Origin of the sequence: Aequorivita nionensis, assembly GCF_046352995.1 — a bacterium.
Classification (GTDB): domain Bacteria; phylum Bacteroidota; class Bacteroidia; order Flavobacteriales; family Flavobacteriaceae; genus Aequorivita; species Aequorivita nionensis.
The window spans coordinates 1440785-1464343 of record NZ_CP130281.1 but is presented as its reverse complement, the minus strand read 5'-3'; the positions used below and the strand labels follow the sequence as shown (position 1 = coordinate 1464343).

Genomic DNA, 23559 nt, shown 5'->3' with positions numbered 1-23559 from the left:
TATAGATGAAACCAGATTTATTCGAAGCTCCCGATTATTACAATCTTGATGAATTACTTTCAGACGAACATAAGCTGGTACGCCAAGCCGCCCGCGACTGGGTAAAGCGCGACGTATCTCCCATTATAGAAGAATACGCCCAAAAGGCTGAATTTCCAAGCCAAATTATTAATGGTCTTGCTGAAATTGGCGCTTTTGGCCCCTACATTCCTGAGGAATATGGCGGTGCCGGACTTGACCAAATTTCCTACGGTTTGATTATGCAGGAAATTGAGCGCGGCGATAGTGGCGTGCGCAGTACTGCTTCGGTTCAATCTTCTTTGGTTATGTATCCAATTTGGAAATATGGAAACGAAGAACAACGCAAAAAATATCTTCCAAAACTCGCTTCTGGTGAATGGATGGGTTGTTTCGGATTGACCGAACCAGACCACGGTAGCAATCCTGGTGGAATGACTACCAATTTTAAAGACAAAGGTGACCACTATCTTTTGAATGGCGCCAAAATGTGGATCAGCAATGCTCCTTTTGCACAGGTTGCCGTAGTTTGGGCAAAAAATGAAGAAGGAAGAATCCACGGTTTGATTGTAGAACGCGGGATGGAAGGCTTTTCAACCCCAGAAACACACAACAAATGGTCGCTCCGTGCTTCGGCAACAGGTGAACTTATTTTTGATAATGTAAAAGTTCCGAAGGAAAATCTGCTCCCAAACAAATCTGGATTGGGCGCACCACTTGGCTGTCTTGATTCCGCACGATACGGAATTGCTTGGGGCGCAATCGGTGCCGCGATGGATTGTTATGATACGGCGCTTCGTTATTCAAAAGAACGGATTCAGTTTGGAAAACCTATTGGGCAATTTCAACTTCAGCAGAAAAAACTTGCTGAAATGATTACTGAAATCACCAAAGCACAATTATTGGCTTGGCGATTGGGGGTTATGCGAAACGCAGGAACCGCAACCAGCGCACAGATTTCAATGGCAAAACGCAACAATGTTGATATGGCTATTAACATTGCACGTGAAGCACGACAAATGCTCGGAGGAATGGGAATTACCGGTGAATACAGCATTATGCGCCACTCGATGAACCTTGAAAGCGTTATTACTTACGAAGGAACACACGATATTCACTTGTTAATTACCGGTCTTGATATTACTGGTTTAAACGCCTTTCAATAAATAATTTTCACTATAAATTTCAAAAAGGCTTCGTTCAATCGGAGCCTTTTTTGTTTCTAAGGCAAGTCGTATCTTTCACAAAACAATTTGAAACATGTCCTCAAAAACTAGAATGTATCGCGCATACGAAACCGCTCGACGTATTTCTTTCAACGATGATTCAAAATTCATAATTTTCAGTGATTGCCATCGTGGCGACAACAGTTTTGCGGACGATTTTGCAAACAACCGTAACATCTATTTCCACGCGCTGCAGGATTATTATAAAAATGGCTTTACGTATTGCGAAATAGGCGATGGCGACGAACTTTGGGAAAATATTTTCTTTAAGGATGTGTTTGAAGCCCACCACAATGTGTATGATTTGATGAAACTTTTCTACAATGAAGGAAGGCTTTTTAGGTTAGTTGGAAACCACGATATGGTTTATAAGAACAAAAAATACGTCGAAAAAAACCTATTTACTTATTTTGATAAAATTACAGGAAAAGACGCACCACTTTTCCCCGGAATTGAGTTTACCGAAGGTTTAATTTTGAAACACGAAACCACCGAACAGGAAATTTTTATGATGCACGGCCACCAAGCAGATTGGTGGAATTATGTAGGCTGGAAATTCAACCGATTTATGGTGCGCGTGCTATGGCGGCAATTGCAGATTTTCGGTATTGGCGACCCCACAAGTCCCGCTAAAAATTATAAAAATCTTATTAAAGTTGAAAGACGGACCAAACGTTGGATTGTTGAAAACAAAAACCTTTTTACCATAATTGGACATACCCACCGACCAAGATTTCCCGAGCCGGGCGACATTGCCTTTTTTAACGACGGAAGTTGCGTACACCCGCGTAGCATCACTGGATTGGAAATAGAAAATGGCGAAATTTCCCTTATAAAATGGCAGATTGCCACTACTGAAGATGGTACGCTGAAAGTAGTACGGGTTTTGCTGGAAGGGCCGCAGAAACTTATTGATTATAAAACTGAATAGTCCTTTTTATCGTATTATTATAAAACAATTTCTGAAAAATGATGAATTTTAAAATTGCAATATTGTTAATGATTTTAGTTTCGTTTTCTTGCGCTGTTTCAAAAAAGAATATTTCTGCGGAAAAAACAACTTATAAATATTTAGCGCTGGGTGATAGCTATACCATTGGTGAAAGCGTTTGTAGTGATTGCAATTATCCGAAACAATTAACGGACAGTTTAAACAATACTTCAAAGGAAAAAACTTCGGTGAAAATAATTGCCAAAACTGGTTGGACTACTACAGATTTACTTTCGGCGATTGCTGCGGAAAATCCTTCGAAGGATTATGATTTGGTAACGTTGCTCATTGGCGTAAACAACCAATATCAAAACAAACCATTTGCGATTTATAAAGAGGAATTTCCGAAGTTGCTGGATATGGCTGTCGCTTTTGCAAAGGGAAAACCTGAAAATGTGATTATAATTTCCATTCCGGATTACGGTTTTACACCCTTCGGCCAAAAGTCTGGAAAAGCCGTTACTGTTACGAAAGAATTGGAACGCTATAATATTTATGCCGAACGGATTGCTCTTGAAAAAGGCGTTCGTTTTGAAAACATAACTCCCATAACCCAAAAAGGTTTGGAAAACCCCGCATTAGTTGCTTCGGATGGCTTGCATCCTTCAGAAGTTGCCTATAAAAGGTTTGTTGAAAAGCTATTTCCGTTTGCGAAAAATATTCTGAAATAATCAGAAAGAAGTTATAGCGAGTTTATAAATTTTAACAAGTCTTCCCTTTCCGAAGCAGAAAGATTCTTGAATTTATTTTTTGAAGCTTCAGCTTCGCCACCGTGCCACAGTATTGCTTCCGTAACATTTTTTGCCCTTCCGTCGTGCAGAAAATCGGTGTGGCCGTTAACAACTTTTGTCAAGCCAATTCCCCAAAGCGGTTTTGTTCGCCACTCTTTTCCGTTAGCTAAAAAATCGGGGCGATTGTCGGCTAAGCCATCACCCATATCGTGTAGCAACATATCACTGTATGGATAAAAAGTTTGATTGGCAACCTCAGCCACTGAAAAACTTCCAGAAATCATTTTAGGAATATGGCATTTTGCACATTCCATTTGCTCAAAAAGCGCAGAGCCACGAATAACTGAATCATCATCCAAATCGCGTGGAGCGGGAACGCCCAAAGTCTGACAGTAAAAAGTGATTTCGTCCAGCAACGCTTGTGAAATCTCGGCATCGTCATTCAGTCCGTCATCGCCATTAGTTTGTCCGTAACCAGTTTCAAAAGGAAAAATTGGGTTTGTTACGCCCATATCGCCCACATAAGCACCAGCACATTGCTCCATTACGGAAGCGGTATTTGCTTTCCAACCAAAACGTCCCAATCGCACCTCGCCGGAAACATTGTCAAAAACATAATTAGCTTTTCCAGAAATTCCATCGCCGTCGGCATCGTTGATGTCTTCATTGTTCAAAATGTAATATTCCGGAATTGCTTCCAAAAGCCCCAGTCCGAAAACAGGCGATGCCAAACGCGGCGAAAGCTGTGCAGATTGTGGGAACGGAATATAAGTATCAATTAATGAGTAATTTGGTTTTTGAAGAGTTACCTGCGTTCCATCGGCCAAAGTTTCTACTATTGGTGTGTAATCTACCTTGAATTTCGCCTCAGGTTCAAAACCAAAAATAGCTTGGTTCTGAATTTGATCTCCAAATCCAGGAACAGGAATAGGCGCATTGTAATTTCCAACACCAGGCATACTCGTTCTTAAAAAGAAACCGCTCAAACTATTAATATCTGTGGGGAAAGCACTGCGACCGTCCTTTGGATGGCAAGAAACACAGGAAGAGTTATTAAAAATTGGCCCAACACCTCCATTTACTGGTGCTGGTGCAGTTACAAAAACCGTTTCAAACTGAAAATCGCCATCTAAATGAAAATCCAGTTTTCCGCCAGAAAGATTAGCGGCTGGCGTACTAAAAGCGTTACTTGAAGTCAAAAAAACTGTGGTTTCTCCGCCTGCCATAAGACGCTCCTGTAAATTCGGCAAAGGTTCATATACTGAATCAGAATCCTTGGCACAAGATGAAAATAGAAGAACGGATAGTAAAAGGCAATAATAACGCTTCATAGAAAAAAATATAAAAACGGGCCGCCTAAAAATAGCAGCCCGTTATGGAATTAGTTGCTAATTCAAATTTGAAATAAGAGGCAAGAGCTGTGATTGCAATTTATTCAAAAGAGCCAATACTTTTGATTGTGCAAACTCTACTTCTGCGCGATTGTCAAAAATTGCTTGTGTGAATGTTCCGGGGATTGCTTCAATAGCTACAATAGCTTCAGTGATTGACATTTTTATTTCAGTGTCAAGTGCAGCATTTTGAATACTCACAATGTTAGTAAGCCCACTCCCTTGAACCCCATTGAAATCGCCCAAATAGATGTGTTCAATACTGCGAATGTTGTTTGCGAAATCCAGTTTAGAGTTGTTGCTGAAACGCGATTCCTCTGCTTCTGGTCTTGGCCCACCGTTGTTTCCGTTAAGTGGTTCCTCAATTTTTCCGTTTGCAACTTCATCTGCAATAATCTCAATACCTTCAGCAATTTCAGAAAGTGCATTTATTTTTGAAGTATATACAGATCCGCTTTCGCCAGCATTTATAAAGTTTGCGGCAAAATTACCTTGAGATGGCAGCCATCCAAAATACAATTGTTCAGTTTTTGAACGCAAATCGGAAGCAGCGGCTTTTATGTATTCAATTTCGCGAGCAGTAAGATCGGCGGCTGTTTTATCGCCGTCCAAGCCCCAAAAAAAGTATTCTAACGTATGGAAACCTCTTGCTTCGTTATTACTTTCCAGCAAGGATTGTGTAATGGGATTGCCACTGTTGAGAACATTGTTGATGGCGTTTACGTCAACAGGCCAGGAATCTATCGCGGGGTCGATTCCTTCTGTATCTACGGGACCATAAAGAAATCCTTCTGATTCTTCCCAAGGGGCACGAGTGTCCTGCCATTTGTTTTTCGCGTTTTCCAAAGCAGCTTCATCACCAACTGTCATTGCATTTGCAGCTTGCTCCAAAGCAAGGGAATTGGTGTAAAGTTGGTTATATGTTTCCGTAATAACTTTTAAGGAAAGATCAGTTAAAACCTGTTCGTAAAGTTCGTTATTGTTTTCCTGTGTTTCCTGTGGCGGGTCGTTATCGCTACAACTGTTGAATCCAAAAGGTATAATGGTTGCCAAAGCGATGATCAAAAGTGATTTTTTCATTGTTTGTTGATTTTTATTGAATGGTTTAAAATTTAAAGCCAATGCCGGCTGAGAATGTTTTTTCGTGTTGTTTTTCACCAGTAAACTGAAGCGTTGCTGGATCATAATTTTCAGAACCCAATTTTCTATCTGAATAATGTGCTTTTACTACTATTTGTGGATGCACAAACCAGTTTATTCCTCCAGTAATTGTGCTTCGCTCCCAACGTGGATTTTTAACTATTGCACCTTCCACGTCCTGCATGGTATCGTAATAGTCATAGCGAAGGAAAGGATAAAGCATTTGTTTAGTATTGCTTAAGAACAAAGGCAAAACATTATAGCCAGCCTCTACCGAAATCCCAAAAGCATTTTTACCAACGGGCGTACGTTTCACTCCTAAATTGTTTGAAAGGTTTGCGTTTTTTTGGGAAACGATGTCTGAATTTTCAAGATTACCATACAATGCAATGGCGTTAAAACGAAGATTTTTTTCGTTATAACTCACGTGACCCTCAACCATAGTTACATATGCACTCTCTTGCATATCGTTTTTTGGGCGATTGGCGGCGGCGTCATTTACATATCCAGAAACACCAATGAAGGTATCCTCGTGTGTTCCGAAATGATAATCAACTCTTCCAGCAAAAGCAAAGGATTCAGCGTTGTTCATTTCGAAACGTTGTTGGTGCCCACCTTTGATCCAGCCTCTTGAAGAAAATCCAGAAGCGTCCAACCCACTCACTATATAGGCTTTATAGCTGAATCGCTTTGCAAAAGTTCCGTAAAACTCAAGTCCGTTTTCATACCAGCCCAATGGAATGATTTCATTTTCCATTTCCTGTCGGTATGTTGTAAAATAAGATGTTGGCTCGTCAAGTGTTTGGTGAAGACCGAAGTACACTTTCATTCTACCGGCACGAACATTAAAATATGGCGCAATTTTAAAATCTATATATAATTGTTCCAACTTTACAGATCCACCCTTTTCAATTTCTTCATCAAACTCACCGAATTCTTCCTGGGTGTCATAACCAATGGAAGCGCCAGTTCCGCCGTGTTCAAATTCTATTTCGGACTTTAAACTTATTTTGTCTGTGAAACTGTAACCCAGGTATAGGTTCAGCCTTTCAAGATCAATTTTATCCTTAAGTGTAGGATCCGTATCAAAATCAAAATTGTAATAGTTGATTGCGCCGTAGCCCTTTAAACTGAAATTTTTAAAGCTGAAAACCGGCATTTTCTGCAGATTGGTATCGGCCTTTAGCTCTTCCCGCAGTTCTTGCTTTATTTCCTCTTTTAATTTTGCAACTGTAATAGAGTCGTTCAATGTTTGTGAAAATACTGCGCCTGTAATCAATAGGCTAAGCGATAAGATTAATCCCTTCATTTTTTTAATTTGGGAGCAAAATTAATCTTATTTAGACTTAATACAAATTAAAATGAATATTTTTTGAAGAAATTGTTTATTGAAATATTAAACTTCGGGAGCAAGCTCAACTTCCAGACCGTCAAGTTCTTCGTGTATGAAAATCTGGCAGCCAAGACGGCTATTTTCCTTTACATTATAGGCTTCGGAAAGCATTAAATCTTCATCATAACTCATTTCGGGAAGTTCGTGATCACTCAAAACGTAACATTGGCAGGAGGCACACATCGCCATTCCACCGCAGATACCGATAGTGCCTTCAGGGGCCAATTCGTAGGAACGAACTATTTCCATTAGGTTCATATTCATATCGGTCGGGGCATCAACTTTGTGTTTTACGCCTTGACGATCTGTGATTGTTATTTTGATGTCTTTCATAAAAGTCGATAAGTCGATGAGTTTATGAGTTTAGATTATTAATCAATCGATTTTATTACCGCTTTGGGCGCTTCCTTTTTACTTCCGTCAAAGCCTTCCACTCCGCCTACAGTAGTGTATTTCATCACGTAACGCTTGTCTGGAAAAATACGTTGATAGGCGCTTTGGCACATCAACGTTGCTTCGTGAAAACCGCAAAGAATAAGTTTTAATTTTCCGGGATAGGTGTTTACATCGCCAATGGCATAGATGCCGGGAATGTTGGTTTGATAATCTAAAGTATTGTCAACTTTAATTGCGTTTTTTTCAATTTCGAGCCCCCAATCTGCAATGGGTCCGAGTTTTGGAGCCAATCCGAAAAGTGGAATAAAATGGTCGCATTCTCGGTTGAAAACTTCTGCGCCTTGTTTTATGACCACCTCTTCCAATTTATTGTTTCCCACCAAACCGATGACTTCGGCTGGGGTTATCAATTCAATTTTGCCGAGGTTTTTAAGTTCCTGTACTTTTTCAACACTGTCCAAAGCACCGCGAAATTCATTTCTTCTGTGAACTAATGTTACACTTTTTGCAACATCAGTCAAAAAAATACTCCAATCCAAAGCAGAGTCACCGCCACCGGAAATAATTACATTTTTATTTCGGTATAACTCAGGATCGCGGATAATATATTCCACACCTTTATCTTCAAAATTTGAAATATTTGTAATTGGTGGTTTTCGGGGTTCAAAACTTCCCAAGCCGCCTGCGATTGCAACAATTGGCGCGTGGTGTTTTGTGCCTTTTTCTGTAGTAACAATGAAGGAGCCATCGTCTAATTTCTCAATGGTATCAGCACGTTCTCCCAAGGTGAAACCAGGTTGGAAAGGCTCAATTTGCTTCATTAAATTGTTTACCAAATCGCCAGCCAATACTTCGGGAAAACCGGGAATATCGTAAATAGGTTTTTTTGGATATATTTCGGAACACTGTCCGCCGGGTTGCGGAAGTGCGTCAATTAAATGACATTTAAGTTTAAGTAATCCTGCTTCAAAAACGGCGAAAAGTCCCGTAGGGCCTGCGCCTATTATGAGAATATCTGTTTTAATCATAAAAGAGGCTCTCTTAATTTTACTTCAAAATTAGTTGTGTAATTGTTTAGAATATATGACGATTGTCATTATTGTGAAACACTAACAACTTTTTCAATTTGTGGCGCATATTTTTTGATGGTCATTTCCACGCCACTTTTCAGCGTCATTTGATTGACAGAGCAACCTACGCAAGCACCCTGCAATTGCACATTAACTACTTTTCCTTCTTCTATGGATACTAATGAAATATCGCCGCCATCGCCTTGTAAAAACGGGCGAATCTCGTCCAATGCTTCCTCTACTTTTAATGTCAATTCCTGAGTTGTCATATTATTTTTTTACGGCACTGCAACCTGCCATTGTTGTAATTTTTATAGCTTCAGTAGGTGGAAGATTTTCGTTTCTGCGAACTGTTTCTTCCACTACATTTCTCGTAATTTCCTCAAAGGCTTCTTCTGTTTGGGTAGCCGTTTGTAAAGCTGCTGGTCTTCCAGCGTCTCCAGCTTCGCGGATGCTTTGCACTAAAGGAACTTCTCCTAAAAATGGCACTTCCAAATCTTCAGCAAGATGTTTTGCGCCTTCTTTTCCAAAGATATAGTATTTATTTTCAGGAAGTTCTGCTGGAATGAAATATGACATATTTTCAATTATTCCCAAAACGGGAACGTCAATATTTTCTTGTCTAAACATTGCCACCCCTTTCCGGGCATCGGCCAATGCAACATTTTGTGGCGTGCTAACTACAACAGCTCCCGTGATTGGCAAGGATTGCATAATGCTCAAATGAATATCGCCAGTTCCGGGCGGAAGATCTATCAGCATAAAGTCCAATTCGCCCCAAGCGGCGTCAAAAATAAGTTGGTTCAATGCTTTTGCAGCCATTGGTCCACGCCAAATTACAGCTTGATCGGGTTGGGTGAAAAACCCAATGGAAAGAATTTTTATTCCGTAGTTTTCAACGGGTTTCATTTTACTTTTGCCACCTATGTTCACTGAAAGTGGCTTTTCCATTGCCACATCGAACATAATTGGGATTGACGGTCCATAAATATCAGCATCCAGAATACCAACTTTGAAACCCATTTTGGAAAGCGTAACCGCAAGATTTGCTGTTACAGTTGATTTACCAACGCCTCCTTTTCCGGAAGCAACGGCAACAATATTTTGAATACCAGGAATTGGTTTTCCTTTTATCAGATTTGGATTTTGAGGTTTCGCTGGGGCTTCAACCTTAATGTTTACTTGTACCTTGGCATTGGCATCCACTTTTTCATGAATGGTTTTTATTACGTCGGCCTCGGCTCTCTTTTTTATATGAAGTGCTGGTGTGGAAAGTTTGAGATCCACGATAATTTCGTCTGCAAAAGTTACCACATTTTGCACGGCACCGCTCTCTACCATATTTCTTCCTTCGCCCGAAACCGTAATAGTTTCAAGGGCTTTAAGAATATCTTGTTTTGAAATGCTCATTTTTTATTACAATATTTAGATTCATTCTAAAGTGCAAATATACTAAAATAAGTTGGCAGTAATCAGTAGCAATTTGCAGTAAGTTTTATAGAAAATTATTTCCTATTATTTGTAAATTTTTGGAAAATTAGGAAATAGCAGAAATTAAAATTTCAAGTTGCATTATCTCTTCCAGCCTTTTAAAAATCGGAAGGCTTTGGTTGGAATTTGGTGCTTGTGATTTGCAATTTTTCCATTAAAGCTCCTTCATAGGATCCCAAAAAAGCTTCTCAAAATTTTGGATTTTATTATCAATTACCTCAACTCCTTCGCTTTCCAAAAGTTGTTGCATTAAATTTGTGCCTTGAAAATGGTGTTTGCCCGTAAGAAGACCGTTTCGGTTTACAACGCGGTGTGCGGGTATGTCTTTTTTTACGCTGCCATTCATTGCCCAACCAACCATTCGGGCACTTCCGGTTGCTCCTAAATAATTTGCAATTGCGCCATAAGAAGTTACTCTTCCATAAGGAATGCGTGCTGCCACTTGATAGACTTTTTCAAAAAACCCTTCGTTGGACATTTTTAGAATTCCTTTAAAATTTTCAGTAACGTTATAACAGAAATAGCAGCAGTAACGATACCTATTACATAATTCATATTTAAGCTCAGTTTGCGTGAATGCTCCTTCGGTCTAAAAAATTGCACATAAAGAGCCAAGCTGGCATAAGTACCCAAACCAGATGCAATTACTGCCATCCAAAGTTCGGGTTGTGAAAAAGAAAACACCCCAAAGGCCGAAAAAGTTATGCTGAGATAGATCCAATAAGGGATTGGCAAAACATTTAGTATTGCGATAAAAATTCCCAAGAAAAAACGGTTTCTTTTGGAATGTTCATTATGGTCACGAATTTCCCTACGTGTATCCTTTGCTATAAATATGAAATAAATAGTAAGACTAATGAATATGCCCAAAGCCACTTTTTGGAGCATACTAACCACATCTGGATGCTTTCCAATATAACGTGCGAGAACAAGCGCAATATAAGTTTGTAACATTACCGTAATACAAACCCCAATCGAAAAAAGAAGAGCTCTTTTCCTTCCTTCTTTCATGCTTATTTTTGCGGCATACATATTTATCAAGCCAGGAGGAAGCACCCCAATAAATGACCCAAGAAAACCTATAAGTAAATTGTAAAATATAGTCATTAAGGTGGTTGTTTCTGTGAATATACTGAATTTCTAACTAACGGAATTTAAACCGGATATAGGTTATTTTTTTCCCGATTTCAAGATATTGCTTTTCATAAAAAGTTTGAATTGAAGTCACAGCCTCAGGCGCACCCTGGCTTCCGTAAACATCGTGGTGTGCATATTCTATAGTTTCGCCCAAACCGTGAAGCAGGCCAAGGGTGTAACCGTGCATAAATTCGCTGTCGGTTTTAAGGTGAACAACGCCTTCTGGTTTTAGAATTTTTTTGTACTTCTGGAGAAAATCCTCATTTGTCAAACGGTGCTTTGTGCGTTTATACTTTATTTGTGGATCGGGGAAAGTAATCCAGATTTCATCCACTTCATTTTTAGCAAAAATGTGATCCACAAGTTCAATCTGGGTTCGCAAAAAACCTACGTTTTGCAGGTTTTCTTCCAAAGCAATTTTCGCTCCACGCCAAAAACGGGCACCTTTAATATCTATTCCCAAAAAATTGATGTCTGGATATGCTTTTGCGAGATTCACGGAATATTCCCCTTTGCCACAACCCAATTCCAAAACCAAAGGATTGTTATTTTTGAAGAAATTCGTTCGCCAGTTACCCTTAAGTTCTAGTGAATCACTCAGCACTTCTTCGCGCGATGGCTGCACAACGTTTGAAAAAGTTTCATTTTCCCTAAAGCGTCTCAGTTTGTTTTTACTACCCAAAATTTTAATTTTTGGTAAAATTAAGGAAATATACTACCGCTGCAATTATTGCTACCTTTGTTTTTATGCTGAAAAAGAAAACAATAATGGTAGCACCATTGCATTGGGGATTGGGCCATGCCACGCGTTGCATACCTATAATTCGCGCTTTGCTTGAAAAAAATTTCAATGTTTTATTGGCTTCAGACGGGGCTGCGCTCTTGCTTCTTCAAAAAGAATTTCCAGAGTTAGAGTCCATTGAACTTCCTTCATACAACATTACTTATCCCAAAAAAGGAACCAACTTTAAATGGAAGATTTTTTTAAAACTTCCGCAGATTAAGAAGACAAAGAATGCTGAAAAAACCATTGTAAAACAACTTGTTCAATCTGGAAAAATTCAAGGAATTATAAGCGATAATAGATTTGGCGTTAGAAGCAAAGCGATTCCTTCCGTTTTTATTACCCATCAATTGAATGTGTTAACAGGCAGCACAACAGCAATAACCAGCAAAATGCATCAAAAAATAATTAAAAAATTTGATGTTTGTTGGGTGCCTGATGTGGATGACGTAGTGATGAACCTCAGTGGAAAACTTGGACATTTGACAGAAGCAAAACTATCTATAAAACACATTGGGGTTTTAAGCCGAATGAAAAAAAAGGAGCTCCCAAAAAGCATAGACATTTTAGTTTTGCTTTCTGGTCCTGAACCACAGCGTACTATTTTGGAAGAAAAGCTAAAAGAGTCTCTTAAATATAGCGAGAAGAAAGTTTTGATGGTTTGCGGAATTGTTGAAGAAGAACAGAAGTGGGAAGATTTCGAAAATATTAAAGTGGTGAATTTTATGAAAAGTGATGAGCTTGAAGACACCTTAAACAAAACTGAAATCGTTATTTCCCGTTCTGGATATACCACAATTATGGATTTAGCGATGCTAGAGAAAAAAGCATTTTTTATCCCAACTCCCGGACAATATGAGCAAGAATATTTGGCGAAGCGCTTAAAAAATCTTGGGATTGTTCCATCCTGCAAACAGGAAAATTTTAATATGGAAAAACTTGATAAGGTTATGATTTACAAGGGCCTAAAAACATTATCAAATCAACCCGTAAATTTTTCAGAACTATTTTCCCTTTTCGAGACTGAATGAAAACTCAGAACCAATACCCAGCTGACTTTCCACGTATATTTTTTCGTTATGGGCTTCCACAATATGTTTTACTATGGAAAGACCTAAACCACTTCCTCCTTCTTTTCGGGAGCCGCTTTTATCAACTCTATAGAAGCGTTCAAAAATGCGAGGCATATTTTCTTTTGCAATTCCTTCGCCATTATCGGTAACACGGACTAGCACCTTGTTTTTTATTATATTCTCAATACTTACCTCCGTAGTTCCGTCTTGTTTTCCATATTTCAAAGAATTTACAATAAGGTTCGTAAGCACTTGCTCAATTCGTTCCCGGTCTGCTTTTACTATTATTCCCTCAGAATATTCTTTATCAAAAACAAGGGATATGTTTTTTTTTGCCGCCTTCATTTCAAGCAAATCAAAAACATTTTGAATCAATTCCAATATGTTGAAGTTTTCCTTATTCAGCACTAGACCTCCCACTTCCAGTTTGGAAATCATATCCAACTCTTTCACAATATAGGTTAGTCTTTCAACACCTTTGCTTGCTCTTCGCAGGTATTCTTTTCGAACTTTCTTGTCCTTCATTGCGCCATCCAATAAGGTCAAAATATAGCTTTGCACCGTAAATAATGGGGTTTTAAGTTCGTGCGAAATATTTCCCATAAATTCCTTTCGGTAATTTTCGCGAACATTCAAGGTCTCTATTTCCAGTTTTTTGACGTTTACATAATTTTCAACTTCGCGGGTTAGAACTTCCATATCTGTTGTAACAGATGGCTTTGGAAAATCCTTTTCATTTAGAATGCGAACGTCTTTATATATTTTTTTTATTCGGAAATAAATAAATTTCTCAACCCGATATTGAAGAATGAAAAATGTAATAAAAAATAAAATTAGAAAGAAGAGAAGCAGCCAAGCAGAAATAAAATTAAATAAAAAATATAAAAAAATGCCCATTGCCAAGGTCGAGAAAAAAGCAATGAGAAGTGAAGTGGAAGCGGCGAAATTATATTTTTTGGAAAATTTCATTTTTTTTAAACCACAAATTTATAGCCAACACCCTTTACGGTCTTAAATCTATCATCACCTATTTTTTCGCGGAGTTTCCTGATGTGAACATCAATCGTTCTGCCGCCAACAATCACATCATTTCCCCAAATGCTATCCAAAATATCTTCGCGCTTAAATACTTTTCCAGGTTTAGATGCAAGCAAGGCCAAAAGTTCAAATTCTTTACGCGGAAGAATAATTTCCTCTTTGCCGAGCAGAATTTTATATTCTTCACGATTGATCGTTAAATTTCCCAGTTTTATTTTTTCATCTTCCTCCTCTTCCTTAAACCTTCGCAGCAATGCTTTCACTTTGCTAACAAGCACTTTTGGCTTAATGGGCTTTGTAATATAATCATCTGCTCCGGCTTCAAAACCGGCCATTTGTGAGTAATCTTCACCTCGGGCTGTTAAAAAAGTGATTACCGTTTCGGAAAGCTCTGGAATGTTCCTGATTTTTTCACAAGCTTCAATACCGTCCATTTTTGGCATCATCACATCCATAATAATGAGCTGAGGCTTTACTATTTTGGCTTGTGCTATGGCTTCAAAGCCATTTTCTGCAATTTCAACATGGTAGCCTTCGGAAGTAAGATTATAACGGATTATTTCAAGAATATCCGGCTCGTCATCAACCAACAAAATTTTAATATCTTTTTTCTTCATATTAAAAATGAATCTTTTTTTTAACGTTTCAAAGATACTATTATTTAACATCAGTAAAGTTTAGCACACTTATTGTTAACCATCAGATAACGTTTTGATAACATCGTGGGAGTTTACAAGAAGTTACAATCTTATCTTTACGTTAAATTCACCCTTATGATTGATATCATTTTTTTAAAACTCAAACATTTATTTATCTTTGCACAATATTTAAAAAATTACTGATGAAAAAAATTACTTTACTTGCGGCTCTTTTGATGGGTGCCGTTTCTTTTGCCCAAATTGCAGGAACCAGTTTTGAGGAGCCAGATGCGCTTCCCGGAAAATACAACGATACTGGCGATGCTAACGTAGCACATGACCTTATTAATAATGCCGGCGAACCTCTTGTAGATTTTATTACTGCTGGAGGTGAAATAGGCTTTAATGCTTCTTATTCTCCTTATGACACTCCAGATGTTGGCTTGACTGATGGAGATTTTGTTGGCGTAACAGATTTTACTCCTTCACCAAGCGTTCTTTTTACTGATGGTGACAAAGGATACCAAATGAATGACATTGACGGAAATATGACCTTAGAATTTGACCAAGTAGATTTAACACTTGCCAATTCTGGAGCTATATCATTGGATTTTCTTTTGTCAATAAATGACACTCCAACTAATGGAAATTATGAAGGCGATGGAACTGTTAATGAATCTGGCTCAGATAGATTGCGAATCTATGTGAGAGACATTACCAACAGTACTGAAATTGATCTTTTCAATTCCACCGGAATGGATCTTGACGATCTTGTTCCTTTTGATGCTGGAAGTGGAGAATACCAACTGCAATGGCAAAACGCTACAGCAGCCCTTCCAAACAGCATAGTTCAACTTGTTATTGAAGGAAGAACGAACGCTAGCGCAGAATCTTTTTGGTTTGACAATATTTCTTTTGACGGTACAATTGGTGTAAACGAACAAACGGCTGATCAGTTTGCTGTGTATCCAAATCCTGCAACAAAAGGATATGTAAATATCACTTCAAAAGTTAGCGGCGCTAAAAATATTTCAATATTTGACGTACTTGGAAAGCAAGTTGTAAAAACTATCTTAAACGGTGACAGATTAGACATTTCAGCCTTAAACAGCGGTGTTTACATCTTGAAAATCGAGCAAGGAAAAACTTCAACTACCAAGAAATTGGTTGTTAAGTAATCCATTATAAACTTTATTTTTAAAGCTCCTGTTTCGGCAGGAGCTTTTTTATTTGCCTATTTTTGAACTGAAATTTCACCGTTAAAAAATGCTGAAAAAAGAAATTTTTAATATCAATACTTACGAAGATTTTGACCGTCTTGCGTTGGAAGTATTCCGTTTTCAGTATAATAATGTTTTGGTCTATCGCACTTTTTGCAATCTTTTAAATACAAATGTTTCAGAGGTAAAAACCGTCGAACACATTCCATTTCTTCCAATTCAATTTTTCAAAAGCAATGAGATAATTTCTGAAAACCTAACCGAACAAATTGTTTTTACAAGCAGTGGCACAACAGGCAGCATCACCAGCAAACATTATGTGGCCGACTTAAAGCTATATGAAAAAAGTTTTCTCAAAGCCTTTGAAAAACAATATGGCAATCCCTCAAGCTTTACAATCTTGGCCTTACTTCCTTCCTATTTGGAACGCGATGGCTCTTCCCTGATTTATATGGTTGAAAGTTTAATTGAAAAAAGCAACAATCCCAATAGTGGCTTTTATTTATATGAAACGGATGCGCTGATTGAAAAATTGAATTTTCTGGAAGACAGTGGTCAAAAAACAATCCTTATTGGGGTTTCTTATGCCTTGCTCGATTTAATTGAAAAGAGAAGGTTTCAACTTAAAAATACGATTGTAATGGAAACCGGCGGAATGAAAGGTCGCCGAAAGGAAATGATAAAAGAGGAACTGCACCAAATTTTAAAGAAAGGGTTTGGTGTTCAAAAAATACATAGTGAATATGGAATGACGGAGTTGCTATCTCAAGCCTATTCTGTTGGTGATGGTCTTTTTTCCTGCCCTCCGTGGATGAAAATCTTAACACGAGACACTGAAGATGCATTTTCCTATACTCTTGGGAAGACTGGGGGAATAAATGTGATTGATTTGGCAAACCTATACTCCTGCTCTTTTATTGCAACTCAAGATTTGGGGAAAACTTTTGACGATGGTACTTTTGAGGTGTTGGGCCGTTTCGATTCTAGTGATATACGCGGCTGTAATTTGATGATTTTATAAAGAAATATTTAACACAGATAACTGAAAAACAGTGTAAGTTATTAAATAGCGCTACGACCAATAAACTGTGAAAAAGTGATGATTTTTCATAATTTGGTTGGTTAGTTAATCGAAAAATCCCCGTGCAATCTTTGCCGGGGATTTTTTTATAAGATCAATCTATGAATAGTTATACAGACTTAATGATAAAATAATTCTTCTTCCCGCGCTGCAGGAGTACAAATTGTCCGTTAATCAAATCGTTTTCGGTAACCGTAAAATCGTCGGAAACTTTTTCTTTGTTCACTGAAATAGAGTTTTCCTTTAGAGCGCGCCTCGCTTCTCCATTTGACTTTAAAAATCCTGTTTTCTCGGCTAATGCGCCAATAATATCAAGTCCATTTTTCAATTCCTCTTTTGAAATTTCAGCCTGGGGCACGCCCTCAAAAACATCGAGAAAAGTTTTTTCATCAAGCGTTTTTAAATCTTCCGAAGTGGAATTTCCAAACAGTATTTCAGATGCTTTTACGGCTTTTTCAAACTCTTCAGTACTATGGACGGTTGTGGTGACTTCCTTCGCCAAACGTTTCTGAAGCAATCGTAAATGGGGCGCTTCTTTGTGTTCTGTAACTAGATTTTCTATCGTTACTTTATCAAGGAACGTAAAAATTTTGATATACTTTTCAGCATCGTCATCACTGGTGTTCAACCAATATTGGTAAAATTTGTAAGGTGAAGTCTTTGTCGCATCCAGCCACACATTTCCGCCTTCACTTTTTCCAAACTTACTCCCATCACTTTTAGTTATTAAGGGGCACGTTAACGCATAGCCTTTAGTGCCGTCCATTCTACGCAAAAGTTCTGTTCCGGTGGTAATATTCCCCCACTGATCGCTACCGCCCATTTGTAGGGTACAGTTTAGATTTCTATTTAAATGGACAAAGTCGTAGCCCTGTATTAATTGGTATGTAAATTCCGTAAACGAAAGGCCATCGGCACTCTCGCCGCTCAATCTTGTTTTTACGGAATCTTTAGCCATCATATAGTTAACGGTAATATGCTTTCCAACTTTTCTTATAAAATCAAGAAAGGAAAACTCCTTAATCCAATCGTAATTATTAACTAAAACCGCTTGATTTTCGGCTCCCGAAGAAAAATCCAAAAACTGTGAAAGTTGATTTTTAACACATTCCTGATTGTGGCGAAGCGCAGCTTCATCAAGCAAATTGCGCTCGGCACTTTTCCCCGAAGGATCACCGATCATTCCTGTGGCTCCGCCTACCAATGCTACAGGTTTATGCCCACAGCGCTGATAGAAAGACAAAAGCATAATCGGAACCAAATTGCCAATATGCAACGAGTCTGCAGTTGGGTCAAAACCTACATAAGCAGCACGCATGGTTTCCATTAAGTGTTTTTCTGTTTCGGGCATTACATCGTGGATCATACCGCGCCATTGTAGTTCTTCAACGAAATTTTTCAGCTTCATTTTTTTAAAATTTGTGCAAAGATAGGGCTATCAAATAAAGATTCAAGTTTCAAGATTGAAAATTCAAGTTTTCAGATTGCACACAATCAATTTCAATTTCGATTTTAGTTTCAATTTCATTCCTTATTTTCGCCTTATGGTTTTAGTAACTGGCGGCACAGGTTTGGTGGGTTCGCACCTTTTGTATTTTCTTTTAAAGAAAAACGAGCCGGTGCGGGCAATTCACAGAAAAAAGAGTGACATCCATTCTGTGAAAAAGGTTTTTGCCCTCTACACTTCCGAAGTGGATTCACTTTTCAATAAAATTGAATGGGTTGAAGCAAACATTACAGAAATTCCTGCACTGACAGTTGCTTTTAAGGGCATCACAAAAGTTTATCATTGTGCAGCTTTCATAACTTTTAATCCTTCAAAATATAAAATACTCAAAAAAGCAAATATTGAAGGCACTGCAAATATTGTGAACCTCTGTTTGGCAAATAATATTGAAAAGCTCTGTTACGTAAGTTCTGTTGCTACCTTGGGGAACAATTTACAAAATCAATTAGTTACTGAAGAAACTTCTTGGAATCCCGACGAAAAAAATAGTGTCTATGCCATAACAAAGTATGGTGCCGAGATGGAAGTTTGGCGCGGCACACAAGAAGGCTTAAATGCAGTGATAATCAATCCAGGCGTTATTTTGGGCTTCTCACCAGACGGAGGTGGAAGTGGTGTGATTATTTCTTTGGGAGCAAGCGGCATACCATATTATCCATCTGGAGCAATGGGTATTGTTGATGTTCAAGATGTGGCAAAAGCAATGATTGATTTGATGGATTCTGAAATAACAAACGAGCAATTTATTTTGGTTAGCGAAAATGTTACTTATAAAGAACTGCTCTCCAAACTAGCCCTATTGTTCGCAAAAAAACCGCCCACAAAAAAATTGTCGAAAAAAATTATGCTTTTTTTAAGCGGAATGGATTGGCTATCAAATAAACTTTTCATGACCAAAAGAAGACTTATAAAAGCTAACGTGCGATCTATGTTCACATTATCATTTTACGATTCTTCCAAAATAAAAAACGAGCTTGGTTTTCAATTTATACCAATCGAGACAACCTTGGAAAGAATTGCAAAAGAAACAGGGAAAGCATCAAATTAAACTATCTTTTGCTGGCTCAACATCTGCTTTATTTTCAATCAATTTGGGAGTGATACTATCTTTCCCCACATAATTCTTTTCCCAAATACTGTCCATTTTTTGTTGCATTCCGGTAAGCCGAGCTTCAACTTTTTGAACAATTTCCATGTATGTATTTACATCTGCAGCATAATATGCATTGCTTTTTACGAACTGCAGACTGTCTATTCCAAATTTTTTATAGACCAAGGAATCCATTTTTATGCCTTTTGAAGTGATTGCCTTATTGTCAATACTTCGGGCGGCATTAGCCAAATAGGTTTCCATGAGTATATCGACCATTTTATCTTTTGCAATAAGGTTTTTTGGCTTTTCAGGTTGTTTTACATCCTGACAGCCAAAGAGACCTAAAGTGAGTATTATAAAAAATAGCGATTGCTTCATTATCTGTTAAAAGTAAGTCTTTCCGGAATGCTTTTGTTAGGGAATTTTGAATTTTCATAAACCACTATGCCGTTTACCAAAGTATGCGTAACCCGTGATTTAAAGATTGTTCCCTCAAAAGGCGACCATCCACATTTATAAAGAAGGTTTTCTTTTTTTACAGTCCAAGGTGAATTGAGATCGACCAAAACCAAGTCTGCCTTGTAGCCTTTGCGAATATAACCACGTTCTTTTATTTGAAATAAAATGGCTGGATTATGAGCGGTTTTTTCAACAATTTTTTCCAAAGAAATTTTTCCTTTGTGATACATTTCCAATAACGCAACCAAGGCGTGCTGCACCAATGGGCCACCTGAGGGAGCATTTAAATATTTATTGTTTTTTTCGTCTAAAGTGTGCGGTGCGTGGTCTGTTGCAATAACGTCAATTCGGTCATCGAGCAATGCTTTTAGCAAACCGTCCCTGTCTTTTTCAGTCTTTACGGCTGGGTTCCATTTTATTTTGGTGCCTTTAGTTTTGTAATCTTCATCCGTAAACCACAAATGGTGAATGCAAACCTCAGCGGTTATTTTCTTTTCTGAAAGTGGTTTTTTATTGCCAAAAAGATGCGTTTCTTTTTCCGTTGAAAGATGGAAAACATGAAGGCGCGCGCCAGTTTTTTCTGCAAGCTTTATAGCTTTTGAAGACGAAATATAACAAGCTTCTTCACTTCTTATTTTTGGGTGAAGCTCTATAGGAATTTCTTCGCCATACTCAGATTTATATTTGTCCAAATTTTCTTTAATGGTTGCCTCATCTTCACAATGTGCAGAAATAAGTAAATTTGTTTTGCTGAAAATTTCCTCCAAAGTCTTTGGATCATCAACCAACATATTTCCTGTGGAAGAACCTAAAAATAATTTCAGCCCAGCCACCTTTTGTGGATCTACTTTTAAAATTTCATCCAAATTATCATTTGTGCCACCAAACATAAAGGAATAGTTGGCCCAAGAAGTCTTTGAAGCAATATCAAATTTATCTTCCAGCAATTCAATAGTCGTAGCATGCGGAACGGTGTTCGGCATTTCAATGAAAGAAGTGATTCCGCCTGCCACCGCTGCCTTTGACTCGGTTTCAATATTGGCTTTGTGCGTCAGTCCGGGTTCACGAAAATGTACTTGATCGTCAATCATTCCCGGCAGCAAATAGCTTCCATCAGCATCGATCACTTTCGTTTCTGAAGATTTTGCACTTATGGTCTCAGAAATTTCCGCTATACGTCCATTCTCAACAAGCACATCGCCTTTTACGATTTCGCCTTCATTTACAATATTCGCATTCTTGATTAAAACTGATTTCATTTGTTTATAAAGTTCTTTTTTTAAGGAAATACTCCGTCTTTGTTCAGTAAGGTTTGGAACATCTTTTTTAATATTCCACTATAGGTTAAAGCTTAATGAAAAGATGCTTCATTAAATCTTTTTCGGTTAAATACACTCTTAAATTTCATTGCAATCACTCCAAAAATAGCTTCAGAAATAATGCCAGAACTCATTTTGGATTCTCCCTTTGTGCGATCCGTGAAAATAACAGGCACTTCTTTTATCTTGAAGTTACTGATATAGGTTTTGAATTTCATTTCAATCTGAAAGGCATAGCCCACAAAACGAATGTTGTCCAAGTTTATTTTCTGTAGTACTTTTCTTTTATAACATATAAACCCAGCCGTAGTGTCATAAATATCCATCCGCATCACAAGACGCACATATTTTGAAGCCAGCCAAGACATTAAAACTCGGCTCATTGGCCAGTTTACTACATTTACGCCTTTCACATAACGCGAACCAATAGCCATATCATTCCCTTCTTTGTGGCAAGCATTGAACAGCCTAATTAAATCATTGGGATTATGTGAAAAATCTGCATCCATTTCAAAAATATAATCGTATTCGTTTTCCAAAGCCCATTTGAAACCCGCTATATAAGCTGAGCCCAAACCCTTCTTTTCACTGCGATTAATAATGAACAATTTATCGGGATATATTTTGAAATTTGCCTCAACCACCTTGGCCGTGCCGTCTGGGGAGTTGTCATCCACAACCAATATGTGAAATTCACGCTGCAATGAAAAAACAGTACGTAGCAGCCGCTCTATATTTTCAATTTCATTGTAGGTTGGCACCACCACTACTGCCTTGGACATACTGCTATTTTAGCGCAAATGTACCCTTTTTTGAATAAATAAATGTGAAGTAAAATCTAATTGATGCCCAAAAAAGAAAATTTATTTTACTGTACCTTTACCAAAAATATTGAAGTTGGATTTCAGTGAAAGACTTATTATATCAACCGATTGGGCCGCATATTTGTTAGTTGCCTGCTTTGTTCTTTTTGCGCTATCCAAATATTTTTATCCCAAAAGATTTCACGAATTTTCGTTGCTACCTATAACCAACCAATATTTTTTTGTTCACGGGAAAAATGACGAACTGAACCATCCTTTTAATATGATGCTATTCGTTGTACAGATAATTTGTGTTTCTATTTTTGTCTTTTTGTTATTTAAGGTTTACAATCCTTCCGAAATTCAAAAAAACGAGTGGCTCTTTCTTCAAATTTGCACGGCTTACAGTGTTTTCATCCTTATAAAGTTTTCTTTGGAAAAAATTGTTGCAAATATTTTTTCCATGGACGAGCTTATCAACAATTATTTATATCAAAAGCTTAGCTATCGCAATTTTTTGGGAATTTTATTTTTTCTCGGCAATCTTTTCTTTCTTTATGTTTACCCACCAACCCGAATAACACTGGTAATTTTTGGTGGCTTCGCCCTTGCCTTAAACGCTATTGCATTGCTATACAGTTATAAGAAAAACGGAAAATTAATATTCAGTAATTTCTTCTATTTTATTTTGTATCTTTGCGCACTTGAAATCGCACCCTATATTATCCTCTACAAAACGTTTGTTTAGTTGGATATTATAATAAAAATCAGGAACATCTATGAAAGTGAAAACTATTTTGGTTTCCCAGCCCGAGCCTAAAATTGAAAACTCTCCCTATTTCGATTTAATCGAAAAACAAAAAGTAAAAATAGATTTCCGGCCTTTTATTCACGTTGAAGGCGTGTCAGGAAAGGATGTTCGAGCCCAAAAAGTTGATCTTACCCATTATTCCGCAATTATTCTTACGAGTCGAAATTCTGTGGATCATTATTTTAGGATTGCAGACGAGCTTCGTTTTAAGGTGCCAGACACCATGAAATATTTTTGCTTGAGTGAAGCGGTAGCTTATTATCTTCAAAAATATGTTGTTTACAGAAAGCGGAAAATCTATGTGGGAAAAAGAACTTTTTCTGAACTTGCTCCTTTGATAAAAAAGTATAAAAACGAAAAATTCCTGCTTCCAACTTCAGATAAGTTGAAGCCTGAAGTGCCGGAAGTATTGAACGAATTAAAAGTAGATTGGAAAGAAGCTACGTTTTACAAAACCGTTATCAGCGACCTTTCAGATCTTCGTGACGTTTACTATGACATTTTAGTGTTTTTCAGCCCCAGTGGAATTGAATCTCTTTTTGAAAACTTCCCTGATTTTGATCAAAAAGATACACGCATAGCGGTATTTGGAAACACAACGGTAAAAGCAGCCACTGAGCAAGGTCTACGCGTGGACATTCAAGCCCCAACCCCCGAAACTCCTTCTATGACAATGGCTTTGGAAAAGTACATTAAAGAGGTGAACAACAAAAAATAAGATCGATTAATTGCAAATAAAAAAAGGCTTG

The 23559-nt window shown here is 37.8% G+C and carries 25 protein-coding genes; 9 read left to right on the top strand and 16 right to left on the bottom strand.

The annotated features are described in order from the left end of the window. Positions 1-5 precede the first annotated feature (5 nt). From Q2U82_RS06640 to Q2U82_RS06630, 3 genes are all read left to right on the top strand, one after another. On the top strand, positions 6-1184 hold the full coding sequence (locus tag Q2U82_RS06640) for an acyl-CoA dehydrogenase family protein (RefSeq protein WP_410006904.1): 1179 nt from the start codon (positions 6-8) through the stop codon (positions 1182-1184). Positions 1185-1278: 94 nt separating this feature from the next. Further along, positions 1279-2175 carry a serine/threonine protein phosphatase gene (locus Q2U82_RS06635; protein WP_410006903.1) on the top strand — a complete coding sequence of 299 codons (897 nt, stop codon included), beginning with the start codon at positions 1279-1281 and terminating at the stop codon, positions 2173-2175. A gap of 38 nt (positions 2176-2213) precedes the next feature. Then, on the top strand, positions 2214-2906 hold the full coding sequence (locus Q2U82_RS06630; protein ID WP_410006902.1) for an SGNH/GDSL hydrolase family protein: 693 nt from the start codon (positions 2214-2216) through the stop codon (positions 2904-2906). Between the two features lie 11 nt (positions 2907-2917). On the opposite strand, the gene Q2U82_RS06625 is transcribed toward Q2U82_RS06630, so the two are convergent. The 10 genes from Q2U82_RS06625 to trmB all read right to left on the bottom strand — a co-directional run bounded on the left by Q2U82_RS06625 (position 2918) and on the right by trmB (position 11666). Continuing rightward, entirely contained in the window at positions 2918-4297 is a 1380-nt protein-coding gene (locus Q2U82_RS06625; RefSeq protein WP_410006901.1) for a di-heme oxidoredictase family protein, read from the bottom strand. A gap of 57 nt (positions 4298-4354) precedes the next feature. Beyond that, positions 4355-5437, bottom strand: coding sequence for an imelysin family protein (locus Q2U82_RS06620; RefSeq protein WP_068761874.1), 1083 nt, complete (start codon positions 5435-5437; stop codon positions 4355-4357). A 25-nt stretch (positions 5438-5462) separates the two neighbouring features. Beyond that, positions 5463-6806, bottom strand: coding sequence for a porin (locus Q2U82_RS06615; protein WP_410006900.1), 1344 nt, complete (start codon positions 6804-6806; stop codon positions 5463-5465). Between the two features lie 87 nt (positions 6807-6893). Then, positions 6894-7223, bottom strand: coding sequence for a ferredoxin (locus tag Q2U82_RS06610; RefSeq protein ID WP_410006899.1), 330 nt, complete (start codon positions 7221-7223; stop codon positions 6894-6896). Between the two features lie 38 nt (positions 7224-7261). Then, the gene (locus tag Q2U82_RS06605) at positions 7262-8314 is read right to left on the bottom strand and encodes an NAD(P)/FAD-dependent oxidoreductase (protein WP_410006898.1); all 1053 of its coding nucleotides are present in this window, start codon (positions 8312-8314) and stop codon (positions 7262-7264) included. 68 nt (positions 8315-8382) lie between these two features. Further along, on the bottom strand, positions 8383-8625 hold the full coding sequence (locus Q2U82_RS06600) for a NifU family protein (protein ID WP_410006897.1): 243 nt from the start codon (positions 8623-8625) through the stop codon (positions 8383-8385). A 1-nt stretch (position 8626) separates the two neighbouring features. Next, positions 8627-9766, bottom strand: a complete 1140-nt coding sequence (locus tag Q2U82_RS06595) for a P-loop NTPase (protein WP_410006896.1) — start codon at positions 9764-9766, stop codon at positions 8627-8629. A 235-nt stretch (positions 9767-10001) separates the two neighbouring features. Next, complete coding sequence (locus Q2U82_RS06590) at positions 10002-10325, bottom strand: MGMT family protein (protein WP_410006895.1); 324 nt, start codon at positions 10323-10325, stop codon at positions 10002-10004. Positions 10326-10327: 2 nt separating this feature from the next. Further along, entirely contained in the window at positions 10328-10954 is a 627-nt protein-coding gene (locus tag Q2U82_RS06585) for a LysE family translocator (protein ID WP_410006894.1), read from the bottom strand. A gap of 37 nt (positions 10955-10991) precedes the next feature. Next, complete coding sequence (gene trmB, locus Q2U82_RS06580) at positions 10992-11666, bottom strand: tRNA (guanosine(46)-N7)-methyltransferase TrmB (protein WP_410006893.1); 675 nt, start codon at positions 11664-11666, stop codon at positions 10992-10994. Between the two features lie 11 nt (positions 11667-11677). On the opposite strand from trmB, the gene Q2U82_RS06575 reads away from it, so the two are divergent. Then, complete coding sequence (locus Q2U82_RS06575; protein WP_410006892.1) at positions 11678-12799, top strand: glycosyltransferase; 1122 nt, start codon at positions 11678-11680, stop codon at positions 12797-12799. Here the strand turns inward: Q2U82_RS06575 and Q2U82_RS06570 are convergent. Together Q2U82_RS06570 and Q2U82_RS06565 are read right to left on the bottom strand one after the other, a co-directional pair. Next, the gene (locus tag Q2U82_RS06570) at positions 12773-13810 is read right to left on the bottom strand and encodes a sensor histidine kinase (protein ID WP_410006891.1); all 1038 of its coding nucleotides are present in this window, start codon (positions 13808-13810) and stop codon (positions 12773-12775) included. The two genes, Q2U82_RS06575 and Q2U82_RS06570, sit on opposite strands and share 27 nt — an antisense overlap. 5 nt (positions 13811-13815) lie before the next feature. Continuing rightward, the gene (locus Q2U82_RS06565; RefSeq protein ID WP_410006890.1) at positions 13816-14496 is read right to left on the bottom strand and encodes a response regulator transcription factor; all 681 of its coding nucleotides are present in this window, start codon (positions 14494-14496) and stop codon (positions 13816-13818) included. Positions 14497-14720: 224 nt separating this feature from the next. On the opposite strand from Q2U82_RS06565, the gene Q2U82_RS06560 reads away from it, so the two are divergent. Both Q2U82_RS06560 and Q2U82_RS06555 read left to right on the top strand, forming a co-directional pair. Then, positions 14721-15695 (top strand): T9SS type A sorting domain-containing protein, encoded by a 975-nt coding sequence (locus Q2U82_RS06560; RefSeq protein WP_410006889.1) that lies wholly within the window; start codon positions 14721-14723, stop codon positions 15693-15695. A gap of 88 nt (positions 15696-15783) precedes the next feature. Then, the gene (locus Q2U82_RS06555) at positions 15784-16758 is read left to right on the top strand and encodes an acyl transferase (RefSeq protein ID WP_410006888.1); all 975 of its coding nucleotides are present in this window, start codon (positions 15784-15786) and stop codon (positions 16756-16758) included. A 169-nt stretch (positions 16759-16927) separates the two neighbouring features. Here the strand turns inward: Q2U82_RS06555 and tyrS are convergent, their stop codons facing one another. Beyond that, complete coding sequence (gene tyrS, locus Q2U82_RS06550; RefSeq protein WP_410006887.1) at positions 16928-18226, bottom strand: tyrosine--tRNA ligase; 1299 nt, start codon at positions 18224-18226, stop codon at positions 16928-16930. 136 nt (positions 18227-18362) lie between these two features. Between tyrS and Q2U82_RS06545 the strand changes: the two genes are divergently transcribed. Beyond that, positions 18363-19373, top strand: coding sequence for an NAD-dependent epimerase/dehydratase family protein (locus tag Q2U82_RS06545; RefSeq protein ID WP_410006886.1), 1011 nt, complete (start codon positions 18363-18365; stop codon positions 19371-19373). Here the strand turns inward: Q2U82_RS06545 and Q2U82_RS06540 are convergent. From Q2U82_RS06540 to Q2U82_RS06530, 3 genes are all read right to left on the bottom strand, one after another. Continuing rightward, on the bottom strand, positions 19365-19796 hold the full coding sequence (locus Q2U82_RS06540; RefSeq protein WP_410006885.1) for a DUF4296 domain-containing protein: 432 nt from the start codon (positions 19794-19796) through the stop codon (positions 19365-19367). The two genes, Q2U82_RS06545 and Q2U82_RS06540, sit on opposite strands and share 9 nt — an antisense overlap. Continuing rightward, a complete protein-coding gene (locus Q2U82_RS06535) occupies positions 19796-21136 on the bottom strand; it encodes a dihydroorotase (protein ID WP_410006884.1) in 1341 nt (446 codons plus the stop codon). Before Q2U82_RS06535 ends, Q2U82_RS06540 begins: the two co-directional genes overlap by 1 nt. Before the next feature lie 92 nt (positions 21137-21228). Further along, positions 21229-21978, bottom strand: coding sequence for a polyprenol monophosphomannose synthase (locus Q2U82_RS06530; RefSeq protein WP_410006883.1), 750 nt, complete (start codon positions 21976-21978; stop codon positions 21229-21231). 115 nt (positions 21979-22093) lie between these two features. Between Q2U82_RS06530 and Q2U82_RS06525 the strand changes: the two genes are divergently transcribed. Both Q2U82_RS06525 and Q2U82_RS06520 read left to right on the top strand, forming a co-directional pair. Next, positions 22094-22747 (top strand): DUF4271 domain-containing protein, encoded by a 654-nt coding sequence (locus Q2U82_RS06525; RefSeq protein WP_410006882.1) that lies wholly within the window; start codon positions 22094-22096, stop codon positions 22745-22747. Positions 22748-22778: 31 nt separating this feature from the next. After that, positions 22779-23528: a uroporphyrinogen-III synthase gene (locus tag Q2U82_RS06520; RefSeq protein ID WP_410006881.1), complete on the top strand. Its 750-nt coding sequence runs from the start codon at positions 22779-22781 to the stop codon at positions 23526-23528. The last annotated feature ends 31 nt before the right edge of the window (positions 23529-23559 follow it).